Here is an 11943-nt window from a genome sequence, read left to right as displayed (position 1 = left end):
GGCGGTGTCCGTGCGGTCGTTAGCGATGCGGGTGAAGAATTCTTCTTTTTGCGGGATAGGGAACCTGCTCCTGTCACCACTGGTGCACAGATGGATTATGATACAACAAAAGAAAGGTAGGTGGATACCATGGATAAGGCCAGAGTTTTGGGCAATGTCAAGGACAGTGTTACCGGTAAACCCTTGATTCAGCCTGTGCGGTTACAGATGGGTGGACAGGAGATCGAGGTCAAGGAAGGATATTTCGAGTCTGAACTGCCCTTGGGCACCTATGATGTTTCCATCACCGCTGAAGGGTTCAAGGACTATTCTACCACTGTGGTGCTCTTCCAGCCCCTACAGACCCTATATTTTATTTTGGAACCGTCGGAAATTGGATGGCTAATTCGTCTGGTTTACGCGGAGGCTGGTGGAGAACCCTACTTGGGCAAAGTGGGTGTGGCTGCTACGGTGCTAAACCGGGTCAAATCTCCCTCCTACCCCAATGATATTACCAGTGTGATCTTTCAACGGGTGGCTGGGTATGTACAGTACAGTCCCGTGGCTGACGGCCGGTTGTATCTACTGCCCGGTCCCCATGATCCGGAGGCAGAGAAAAGGGCTTATCTGGAGTGTATTGAGGCGGTAAAAGAAGCTTTGGCCGGGGCGGATCCGACCAAGGGGGCCGTTGGTTTTTACAACTACCACACCGTGCCCTGGAACAACTGGGTGCGCCGTCAGCCAGTGACCGTGGACATTGGCAACCATCGCTTCTATGGCGAAGGAATCTAGCCCTTAACTGGTGAAAAGCATGCCAAACATGCCCCCGATACTGCTCCCGACCAGCGTGACCAATATCTTGAGCCAGTTCAGACCACTGAATCCCTTTTCCACGCCGAAAAGGAGATACCCTACGAGCAAAAACAACAGTCCCACTAAGAAACCATGGAGCCAACCCTTGACCTTGGCCTTCCGTGCCCCCTGGCCCCCACCAAGGGCAGCACTGACTAGACCCAGGTAGAAGATCCATTTTTCGGGAAAGGTCGGGGTGTTGGTGATCAAAAGATAAGCGGCAATGACCAGCGAAAAGACCAATATCGCCCCGAAGCTAAGCAGGGTGCCCTTGAGGATCGCTTTGACACTGATAGCCACTTTCCCATTGAGGTCCGTCTGCATGCTCCATCCCCCCTAGTGAAAGGTATGCAGGGGGGATGGGGATCATGCAAAAAAAGAAGCCAGGGGAAAACCCCTGGCTGTTGTATCATTTATTCGTCGTCGGCCTTCTTGGCCTCGGCAATTACTTTTTCGGCAATATCGTGGGGTACCTGCTCGTAGGCGTAGAACTCGGTTCTGAAGTCGCCCCGGCCTTGGGTCATGGAACGCAGTTCCACGGTGTACTTGAACATCTCAGACATCGGTACATGGGCTTTGATTAATTGTAACCCGTTACCGATAGGCTCCATGCCCAGAATACGACCGCGCCGCTTGTTCATATCGCCCATGATGTCACCCATGTATTCCTCGGGAACGGTAATCTCCGCCAGGAGGACAGGCTCAAGCAGGACCGGGTTTGCTTCCATGAAGGCCTTCTTGAAAGCCATGGAGGCAGCGATCTTAAAGGCCATTTCTGAGGAGTCCACACTGTGGTACGAGCCATCCAGCAAGGTAGCCTGGATGCCCACCACGGGATACCCGGCTAGGACGCCCTCTTCCATGGTCTCCACGATGCCCTTTTCTACCGCGGGTACATACTGCTTAGGAACAGCTCCACCGAAGATCTTGTTCACAAACTCGAACTCTTTACCATCGGCGGTGGGCTCGATTTCAATGATAACATGTCCATATTGGCCGCGGCCACCGGACTGTTTCTTGTGTTTCCCTTCCGCCTGGCTCTTGCCCACGATGGTCTCCCGATAGGGCACCTTGGGATCTACCAGGTCCACCTCCACCCCGAACTTCTCTTTCAAACGGCTGGCAATGATCTCCAGGTGTAGATCCCCCATTCCCCAGATGAGGTTTTCCTTGGTCTCTACGGTTCTTTCTACCCGGAAGGTGGGATCTTCTTCGGCCAGACGGGACAGACCGGAACTGATCTTCTCTTCATCGGCCCGACTCTTCGGTGTTACGGCTACCGCATAGGAAGCCTGCGGGAAATTGATGGCTTTGAAGACCACTGGTTTGTCCTTGGTACAGAGGGTGTCGCTAGTGGTGGTGACCTGAAGCTTTGCCACTGCCGCGATGTCACCGGTGGTGACCACGTCGACGGGGATTTGCTCCTTGCCTCGGATCAAGTATAGCTGGGACAGCCGCTCGTCTTTACCCTTGGTGCTGTTGAAGACGTTGGAGTCGGACTTAACTTGTCCTGCGTACACCCGGAAAAGACTTAACCTACCCACATAGGGGTCGGCCATGGTCTTGAATACCTGGGCTGCGAAGGGCTGGCTGGGATCCGCCACGATTTCCACCAAATCCTCGCTGTTGGGCTTACGGGCCTCAGGTATGTTGCAATCCACGGGTGAAGGCAGACAATGTACACAATAGTTTAGGAAAAGGTCCAAACCAATGAGCTTGCTGGCGGAGACACAGATTACCGGAACCACATCGCCGTTAGCTGTACCAATGCCCAGACACTTACCAAACTCTTCCTCGGTGAGGGGTTCCCCTTCCAAGTACTTCATCATCACTTCTTCATCGGCCACTGCTACGGCTTCCATCAGTTCTTCCCGGTAACTGCTTAGCTCATCTGCTAATTCAGCAGGGACTGGGATCTCCTCAGCTTTGCCGTTGGTATATTTGTAGGCCTTTTCGTTAACAATGTCCACTACCCCGGTGAAGGTGTCCGCGGCACCGATCGGCAAGGTGATCGGTGTCACCTTGTTTCCAAACCGGCTGCGCAGTTCCTCGAGGACTTTACCGAAATCGGCGTTCTCTCGATCCATCTTGTTGATGAGAATCATCCGTGGGGTGTTATAGGTTTCGGCCATGTTCCAGGCCTTTTCGGTTCCCACTTCCACGCCGGAGGCGGCGCAGACCACAATCACAGCTCCGTCGGCTACTTGCAGGGCTCCGTGGACTTCGCCAACGAAGTCGAAGTATCCTGGAGTGTCGAGCATGTTGATCTTGTTGCCGGACCACTCACAGAAGGCCAGTGCAGTATTGATACTGACGTTTCGGCGAATTTCCTGGGGATCATAGTCCAGGATTGAGTTACCATCATCAACCTTGCCAAGACGGTTCACTTGGCCGGTGATATACAACAAAGCATCTCCCAACGAGGTCTTCCCTGTTCCCCCGTGGCCGATAAAAGCTACGTTTCTAATCTTCTCTGTACTGAAAGCCTTCAAGAAAAAATCTCCTCCTATACTCGGTGATTACGGCGAAACACCTGTTAAAGTAGACAGCCATAGCCCGACGGATGCGCAGTATATCGGTAAATGGGCCCCTTCTTGGTGATAGACTGCATACATGACTTTACTCATAGCCAGTATTATACCATAAAGGCCTACGGCGATCTATAACGGTGCCCGAATCGGGTTACCGCCGGCTTGTCCCCTGGTGCTGTGGGCCTTACAGTGATTCTAGTAGAGCCATCACTTGTTTCATATCATCCCAGACCGGTCTTTTTAGTTGTGGGTTCCGTAACAGGGCCGCCGGATGATAAGTGGGCATCAGCTTGATCCCTTCCAGTTCATACCATTGTCCCCGCTGCTTGCTAATGCGAAAGTCCGGATCGATTAAGGCCTTGGAGGCGTGGGCGCCCAGGCACACGATGACCTGCGGCGCGATTATGCGAAGTTGTGCCTGCAAATAGGGGTAACAGGCCGCCACTTCATCGGGATAGGGCGTCCGATTCTGCGGAGGTCTACATTTATTAATGTTAGTTATGTACACCTCTTCCCTCTCGTAGCCCATGGCCTTGATGATTCTCGTCAAAAGCTGACCGGCCCGGCCTACAAAGGGACGTCCCAACTGGTCTTCCGTTGCACCGGGGGCTTCGCCTATAAACATCAGCTTACTGTGGGGATTTCCCTCCCCAAAGACCACCCCCCTACATCCTTGGCGCAGAACACATCGGTTACAGGCCATCACCACCTTTTGCAGGTCTTCCAAGGTGCCGATCCCGTCCAGGTCATAATTCAGGAAAGCATTCAACGTCTAAACTACCTCCACATGTGCACTAACGAATTACCCTTCGGATGAATCCGCGTCCAACCGGAGCGTGTCCCTTTCGATCCTCAGGATCCTGCGGCTATGATCCCAGTTTACCGAAAGACCAAAGATCTGCTCCAGGCTTGATGCGGGTAAGTAGACTTGGCCATCGTAGTGAAGCACCGGACCGTCCAGGGGGATTGTCTTCGGCCCCACGAATACCTGCCAGACACCTTCGTACAGGGTGAGAAACTGGTGCCAGTAGGGGACTTTCACCACTGGTTCTGGTTCAACAAAGCTGAAATCGATCCCTACCAAGTGGCCGATATCCGTCAGGGACAAATAGATGGTGTCATAGGCTACTAGCCCCGGATACTGGGTCTGATAGGAAACCCCGTTCAGAAAGATAGTGTGGAAGTTTACCGGTCGTTTGCGCCAGATTTGAACCGTGTCATCGGTGCTGATCACCAGGGTGTCCTCCCCGATGCTATAGACACCGCGGATAGTGAAGCCGGTGTTGCGATTGGTCCAAAGGTCTATCATTTGATTTCCCGAAGCCCTTAGCAAAACCGGGTTGCGATCATCGGCATAGCCCACCACGGTGAATTGTCCTAGCCCCAGTTCACAAGGGGAAAACCCTCGCAGACTCAAGTTTTCGCCGAAGAAGTGACTCTGAAGCTGAAACCTGCCCCCTTGGTACAGATAGGTCTGGATAATCTGTTCAGTGGTGCCAACTACCAATTGGGAGGGCTGTTTCCCCGGCAGAACGCTAATGTGGGTGATGTTTCCCCAAGCATAATTATCCCAAACCGGGACAAAGGCACCATCGGTAAAGGTGAGGACCTGTAACCAATTATCCCGGGCGATGATCAGTTCTTCTTCGGGGGTGTTGCCAAGATTCCCCACCGTCACCTGCTTCGGTGTAAAGGGCAAGGTGTCCTCCACCACAGAGCGAAAGCTCTTGCCGTCCCAGGTAAAAAGTATCAGTTGCCCGTTTTCGGTGATGGTTACCAAGTCATCACCGTAAAGGCCGGTGATATTGGCTACTGCGACAAAGGATATCCGGGACCACAGGTAGCCGGTGCGAGAAACCTGGTATAATCTATCTCCCTGGAGCCTCAGGTAATGAACTGTACCAGGCCCGCTGCTACCAACGATAAGGGCCGGGTACCCATCGATCTCCCCTACATCTAAAGCGGTGATGGGGGCTGAAAACATGTAGGATGTGATGGGCTGCAGAAGTTGGTCCAGAACCACGACTTCACTGTCAGCGGCCAAGATGATCTCAGGGCGGCCGTCGCCGGTAAGATCTCCGACCACCACAAGGCTAAGATCGGGATACGGGACTTCCGCTTCCAAAACAAAAATGGGACCACTGCTTTGGATCTCCAAATTGGCAGTGCAGACACTTCCAAAACCCAAACAACAGGTCACCACCGCCAGTAGGAACAGTCTCCGCCGCATAGGGTCCCTCCTTCCGTATTTCCAATTATCCCAGTCGTTTCAAGTTTAGGTGCTTCTGCAAAACGGTCAGGGCTGAAAAGGCCACCACGGCTCCCAGCAGACCGGTGATCAGCTGCGGGAAGGTCATCATCTGGATCAAGGGTGCTGGTGCCTTGAACCCGAATAGACTGACTAGGTAGCGGACAGAAAAGGCTAACCAGACAAATTTGACCACAACTGATACCAGATAAGCGGCAAGTTCATTTACTTTGCGCAGGAACCCATAGACTAAACAAAGGAGACCATTGCCAATGGCGATGAAGGGGACCATTTCGGGTCTTCCCATGATGCCCAAGGTAAGCGCAACGATGGGGGTAAAGCACCCGACTATCACCCCCGACCAGGTGCCCACAATGGCTGTGGTCAGGAACAACATGGCGTTGACCGCTGATCCTGTAACGTATTGCGAAAAGAAGCGCGATGTGTACTGGAAGACTACGGTTAGTGCCAAAAGAATACCGGTGAGGACTATCCTGTTTAAGTTGGTTTTCACAATACTGCCCCCTATATATAGTGGATCCCAAGCGCATTATACCACTTGTAGTGTTGGAAGTTCAAGCCATGGGACAGTATGGGATCGTCCTCACCGGGTTCTTTACGCTTTAAGTCCGGATTTTACCACTCGGTTTAGCAGGCCGACCACCACTCCCGAGACCACTAGGCTGGGAAGGATATACATGGCGTTGTATGACAAGGAATAGACCAGGGCCGGTGTCCCCTCAGGGGCCTGGCTGCCGAAGAATACTATTCCTGAGACTACGTGGGCCAAATATCGACCGGCGGTGCCCACAGCCAAGCCCAGCCAAGGCTGCTTCTGGAAGAATCCTGCCAGGCCGATGGCGGCGAAGGCCAAAGGATAGTCCACAATTACCTGTATCGGGTGCACGAAGAATGGGTCGATCAGCAGCTGGAGTAGGCCAAAGACTCCTCCGGCCACAACCCCGACCACGCCACCCCGGCGCAGAGCCAGGATGAAAATGGGTACCATTTCCAAGGAGATGGAGCCTCCATAGGGCATCCGATAAATCCGCAGAAAACCCAGTACGGTAGCAAGGGCGACCATTACGGCCACTTCCACGATGACCAGTGTTCGGTCAGAGCTGTTTAGTCTTTGCATCTTCTTTCCTCCCTGTGATGTGAAAGCTTGGTTTAGAGCCGAATCATTGTGTGTTACCTAGTCTGTCCAAAACACCTCCCGCAAAAGAGTGGACTGCAAAGACCAATTTGCCCCTCCATGCTTTGATTAGCCGATGCTCTTTGTATAGTACACCGCTACAAATTAAAAAGCGCGCTCTCCATAGGAAAGAGAACGCGCCAAAGTTCCGTTGAGCTCCGCTTTCCTACGCAGGCATTACCCTAACAGGTTCAGGGGTCAGGAACGAATCCACTCTCAGCACCCTGATGGTGCTCCCCCAGCGGGCAAATCAATATTCACTTTGCAGTACGAGCTATACTATTCGACAGCCCAAAAGAGATTCCTGCCTAGCTTAATAAATTGTCTCCACTGACTGATGTCGATGGTTGGTTCAGCATCAATGCAAAGGTTGTTCTTCTGGGTAGGTATGGGGGGTGCTTTGGTATTTGGTAGTAAGCTGGGAAGAAAACAAGGGGTGGGCGTAGGCGGCAATGCCAAAGGAAGGCCCATCATAACGGCCTCCTTTAGCTAGGAAACGGGTTTTCACCCGCTTCCTAACTGGAGGGTTTTTTGCTGGTTAACGACCAGGCGGTCATGATGGCCACAAGCCAAAACAGAATCTGATACGGGTTCTCTCGAAGTGAGTCGAAAAAGAGACTGGAAACAGAGGCCACAAGCTTACCGGATTCCCAGTGACGCAAGCTGAGATAATTGCTTACGGTGAGAACTAACACAGTCGCGATCACGGCAAGGGTCTGGAGTAAGGCTCCCTTCTTGAGTCGGCTGCCATAGACCATGCCGTATCCGATGATCATACCCACCAAACCTGAACCGATCGCGTAGATCACGAAATTGAGGATCCCGATACGACGCCGCGATATTTTTTCCAAGCCCGCCAAGAAACCGTACCATACCAAAACCGCCAGCACCAATGCACCGACAATGATCAACACTGACTTTAGGTATTTGTTCATGGGTTTCATCGCTCAGTGCCCTCCTAATCTATTGAATAGTCTACTTTTCCAAATCAATTGCTACCGTATTTAAGAGATCCGCAATGACATCCCGATCTGTGGTGCCCCGCAACTGACTTTCCGACCTCAAGATGATCCGGTGGGCCAAGACGTTGATGGCCAAAGTCTTCACATCATCCGGTATGACGTAATCCCTCCCCCGTATACCCGCCAGGGCCTGGCTAGCCTTGAATAGGGCCAAAGTGCCCCGTGGGCTGACTCCTAGTGCAATATCGCGATGTTGGCGAGTGGCTCTCACCAGGTTGACAATGTATTGACGAACCGATTCTTCTACATAGATTTCTTTGATCACCTGTTGCATTCTGCGAATCGTTTCCTGATCGGTCACCGCGGTGAGCTGTTCAATGGGATGTTGCCTTTGAAGCCTCAGTAGGATCTCGTGTTCTTCCTCCTCTGTCGGGTAACCAAGTTCGATTCGGAGGAAGAAACGGTCCAGTTGCGCCTCGGGTAGTGGAAAGGTACCCTCGTATTCCACTGGGTTTTGGGTGGCGATGACGAGGAAAGGGCGAGGTAACGGATAGGTGGTTCCATCCACCGTGACCGTGCGCTCTTCCATGGCTTCTAGTAAACTGGACTGGGTTCTGGGCGTGGCCCGGTTGACCTCGTCAGCTAAAAGGATCTGGGACATCACGGGCCCGGGTCGGAACTCGAAATCGTTGGTTTTTTGGTTGAAAACCGATACTCCAGTAATATCCGAAGGCAAGAGGTCGGGAGTAAACTGAATTCTGCTGAACTTGCAGCCGAGACTGGCCGCTAAAGATCGGGCTAGCATTGTCTTGCCGACCCCTGGCACGTCTTCCACCAGGATGTGGCCCTCGCACAAAAGTGCCACCAACAGCAATTCGATGGCGTCGGTCTTGCCCACGATGACCAGTGCGATATTCTCTTCAATTTGGTTTGCCCAAGCTTGTACTTCCTGTGGGTTAATAGTTGTTAGCAATCGTTATTCTCTCCCTGTCTGGACTCTCTGACAACTCTGGGTACTAACAATATATTACGTGACGTGAGATAGATTTCCTTCCGTGAATTACGTAACAGGTCCCTCTTCGAAGTGGACAATGTTGTTCTTTTCTTGTTTGGCCCTGTAGAGGGCACGGTCTGCCTGTTCCAACAATTCTTCCTTGGTCCGGGCCGGCTCTGGGAAGGTGGAAATCCCGATGGAAACCGAAAGCAGAGGGGTGTCAACGAGAAAGTCCTCGTCCATGGTGTGTTTCAGGCGCCTAAGGGCACGCACCGCCTGGTAGACACTGGTGGCCGGCAGGAGAATAACAAACTCGTCGCCACCAAAGCGGACCACTAGGTCCGAACGACGGATACTGGTGCGCAGGAACTGAGCCAGTTTATGTAAGAAGCGATCGGCATAAATGTGGCCGAAAGTATCGTTGAATTGTTTGAATCCGTCGATGTCCAAAATGGCCACGGAGCAAGGTTTTCCCGAACGTTCACAGGTGGCCAGAATCCGTTCAAGTTCCTGGTTAAGCATATTGCGGTTGTAGGTCTCCGTTAAAGGATCGATCAACGCAAGCTTGCTGGTATGGCTGGTGTGTAGGACAAAGAGCGCCAATTCCATCACTAGGAGCACCGTAAGATGTAATGAACAGATATTAAGGGTCTTGATAAGACTGTAATGAAACAGGATATCCGAGACGACTGCCGCGGCGACTAGCCAGGAGCTGACGAAAGTAGTCAAAAGCTCGTACGGAAAGCGTCCTTCTGTTGTTTTGAATACGCAGATGATGGTATAGGCAAAGTACAAGATGGCTGCAAAAATGACCGCTTGGAAGAAAGGTAAAACCTTGGTGTAGACTATTGCCGGAGTGACCAGGGTAATAACGGTGAAAAAACCAGTTACCAACCAGAAGGTCTTGGTGACCTGCGGTGGACTGATCCGACAGGAAATGGACTGGGTGAAACTGGCAAAGACCGGCACGGCTAAATACATGGCTAAGTATTCCAGTTTCAACTGCCACTCCCAAGACAAACCGGGCCACAGGGATTTGATCAGAATGTCGTCGAGAAACAGGGTGCGACCCGCCATGATCAGGCTAAAGATGGCAAAGTATAGAGTATGGCGTTGAAACCGGGTGAACATGTATAGTCCCAAGTGAAAGACACTGGCAAGGACGACACCGCCCAACAGGAACATGATACGAAGTTGTCTTTGCTCTTTCTGTCTGAGAATGGTCGACGCCTCACCGAGGATGAGGGGTTGCCACATACCACCGCGGCGGTGGTGGAAGTTGGACACCTGCACCACGATCTCCATGGTGTCATTTACGGGTAAAGGTGTGACCACCACGGGTGCGTACTCCGGCACCATGTCCTCACGTTGCTCACCCACTACCCCGTTTTTCGCTACTAATCTACCGTTGATCCACATGGTATAAGCAGTACCCATGTAGGGAACATACAGGGCTAGGGGTTCAGTATGCTCGGGTAACGTGACCTGAAGTCGGAAAGTGGCATATCCTTCCCCCGGAAGCTTCCCTTCCCCTAGGGGATATCCGTTCCAGGCGCGGGGCAAGGAGATGAAACCTGTAGGCTGAGGCATGGTGACGAACTGAGCGGGGTCCAGCAGTCGTTCCCAATAGAACTCCCATTCCCCCGCCAAGGGCAGCGAAGGTTCTTGGGCAAAATTCACCGTAGAAAGGTCTAGAAAACCTTGCAAGGCTTCGGGAGTGGCACCTGCTGGTTGGGACGGGTTCAAAAGGATGATGATCGAACAGACTAGAATTAGATCAGAGTAGCGTTTCATAACTAGCTAGCCGAGCTGGCCCTCCCTTGATACCACCTTTATCCGGAGTCTAAAGTCCACTATTACGCCCGAGGCGTAAGATTCCCTTCTTTTTCCTCGGTGTCAAAACGCGCACCCTTGGCACAGGATGGAAATGTAGCTATCAGAGTAAGATGCTATGCCTTCTTGCTAGACATTAACTTTAGCAAATCTTTAGTGCTTTTTCCAGTTCACGTTCTGCCTTTCCAGGGCAGATTGGCTTATGCCGGCTAGCATTAACAGGAACATTTATAGAGACGGTAACCTGTGATCTAAGAAGTCTAAAAAAAAAAAGGCCCCGAGACTTACAGGGGCCTATAACCTTTACTGTTCGTAGACTTTTTGCAATTGGCTTTGACGAAGCCGGTAAATCACATAGACCACAACACTGAGGGCAAAGCTTATGCCGAGGATGACAAGGGGCACCTTAATTGTGGCCTGAATGACGTTGAGCACTCGTGCCGTTACTCCCGTGGGGATATCCCCGGGCTGGATGATCTGTGGAGCGACAAGATCAAAGTTCCTTCTCCAAGCACTGCGCACGGACAAGTTGCGGGCAAACATGATCAGGCTAGTAGCTCCGACGACAAAACTGGTAAACAAAACGCTCTCGAAAAACGCCATGTCATACTTCTTGGTAACTAGTCCCCGAAGCAGCTCCGACACCAGCACGATGGCTCCCAAAACGGCATGGATTAGTCCCGAGATGGCGATGGCAGGGAGCTTGTCAAAGAACGTCGCCTCGGTGATATATTGCTTCAGAACGGTCCAAGGGTTCTCATCAAGTAGCCGGGTATAGCTGCCCGCAATATGGATGGTGGACATTCTAGCCGTTAATACATGGGTGATTCCCACGGTAAGAATGGCTCCCGCCAAAAGCAATACCCAAGGTCTTGTGGCGGACCGTTTACCCGTTACCCATTGAACAACCTGTTCCACCAGCAGAACGGCACTTACGACGGCTAAGATGTAAAGCAAAGCGAAGTGGATATGGTTGAAAAGTCCGATTTGTAGGCTAGAGGGCAGTGGCAGCGCCAAAAACCCCATGACTAGTAGCAGTGCAAAGCCCATAATCCATACGCGTAATACATCCGAGTTTCCCATTAAAATAGCCTCCCTATTATCACGTGGTACTTAGCATTAAAGCTTTAGCGTGACCATTCCTTACGGGAATATTTCCGAAGGAGCCTCTTCGCATTTGGACACATATTAGTCAATTCGCCACGACCATCGGGATTTCCTCCTAGGTCATGGCATGAAGAAATGAATCTGTCTGTAGATTGGCCACCGCCCTCAGCGGCCCGATGTGTGAAGACCACTGCTGATTTACTGGTGCCATGATGACTTTCGGCTCAACTATAGTCTCAGTA

11 protein-coding genes and 1 riboswitch are annotated in these 11943 nt (G+C 51.9%); of the genes, 1 reads left to right on the top strand and 10 read right to left on the bottom strand.

Annotation, left to right across the window (positions count from 1 at the left end; genetic code table 11):
* Window positions 1–129: 129 nt before the first annotated feature.
* Entirely contained in the window at window positions 130–771 is a 642-nt protein-coding gene (locus GXX57_02770; GenBank protein HHV43580.1) for a hypothetical protein, read from the top strand.
* Between the two features lie 3 nt (window positions 772–774).
* On the opposite strand, the gene GXX57_02765 is transcribed toward GXX57_02770, so the two are convergent.
* The 10 genes from GXX57_02765 to GXX57_02720 form a co-directional block, all read right to left on the bottom strand.
* Window positions 775–1155: a TIGR04086 family membrane protein gene (locus GXX57_02765; GenBank protein ID HHV43579.1), complete on the bottom strand. Its 381-nt coding sequence runs from the start codon at window positions 1153–1155 to the stop codon at window positions 775–777.
* Window positions 1156–1244: 89 nt separating this feature from the next.
* On the bottom strand, window positions 1245–3323 hold the full coding sequence (fusA, locus tag GXX57_02760) for an elongation factor G (protein ID HHV43578.1): 2079 nt from the start codon (window positions 3321–3323) through the stop codon (window positions 1245–1247).
* Between the two features lie 223 nt (window positions 3324–3546).
* Window positions 3547–4065: a uracil-DNA glycosylase gene (locus GXX57_02755; GenBank protein ID HHV43577.1), complete on the bottom strand. Its 519-nt coding sequence runs from the start codon at window positions 4063–4065 to the stop codon at window positions 3547–3549.
* 99 nt (window positions 4066–4164) lie between these two features.
* Window positions 4165–5592 carry a copper amine oxidase N-terminal domain-containing protein gene (locus tag GXX57_02750; protein HHV43576.1) on the bottom strand — a complete coding sequence of 476 codons (1428 nt, stop codon included), beginning with the start codon at window positions 5590–5592 and terminating at the stop codon, window positions 4165–4167.
* A 25-nt stretch (window positions 5593–5617) separates the two neighbouring features.
* Window positions 5618–6103, bottom strand: a complete 486-nt coding sequence (locus GXX57_02745) for an ECF transporter S component (protein ID HHV43575.1) — start codon at window positions 6101–6103, stop codon at window positions 5618–5620.
* 123 nt (window positions 6104–6226) lie between these two features.
* Window positions 6227–6748 (bottom strand): energy-coupled thiamine transporter ThiT, encoded by a 522-nt coding sequence (gene thiT, locus GXX57_02740; GenBank protein HHV43574.1) that lies wholly within the window; start codon window positions 6746–6748, stop codon window positions 6227–6229.
* Between the two features lie 203 nt (window positions 6749–6951).
* A riboswitch (TPP riboswitch) is annotated at window positions 6952–7055 on the bottom strand.
* Between the two features lie 265 nt (window positions 7056–7320).
* Window positions 7321–7749: a hypothetical protein gene (locus GXX57_02735; protein ID HHV43573.1), complete on the bottom strand. Its 429-nt coding sequence runs from the start codon at window positions 7747–7749 to the stop codon at window positions 7321–7323.
* A 31-nt stretch (window positions 7750–7780) separates the two neighbouring features.
* Window positions 7781–8728 (bottom strand): MoxR family ATPase, encoded by a 948-nt coding sequence (locus tag GXX57_02730; GenBank protein ID HHV43572.1) that lies wholly within the window; start codon window positions 8726–8728, stop codon window positions 7781–7783.
* A gap of 99 nt (window positions 8729–8827) precedes the next feature.
* Complete coding sequence (locus tag GXX57_02725) at window positions 8828–10555, bottom strand: diguanylate cyclase (GenBank protein HHV43571.1); 1728 nt, start codon at window positions 10553–10555, stop codon at window positions 8828–8830.
* A 342-nt stretch (window positions 10556–10897) separates the two neighbouring features.
* A complete protein-coding gene (locus GXX57_02720) occupies window positions 10898–11677 on the bottom strand; it encodes a hypothetical protein (GenBank protein ID HHV43570.1) in 780 nt (259 codons plus the stop codon).
* Window positions 11678–11943 lie beyond the last annotated feature (266 nt).

The organism is Bacillota bacterium, from assembly GCA_012839765.1.
Lineage (GTDB): Bacteria > Bacillota > Limnochordia > DUMW01 > DUMW01 > DUMW01.
This window is presented reverse-complemented; position numbering and strand designations above follow the sequence as displayed.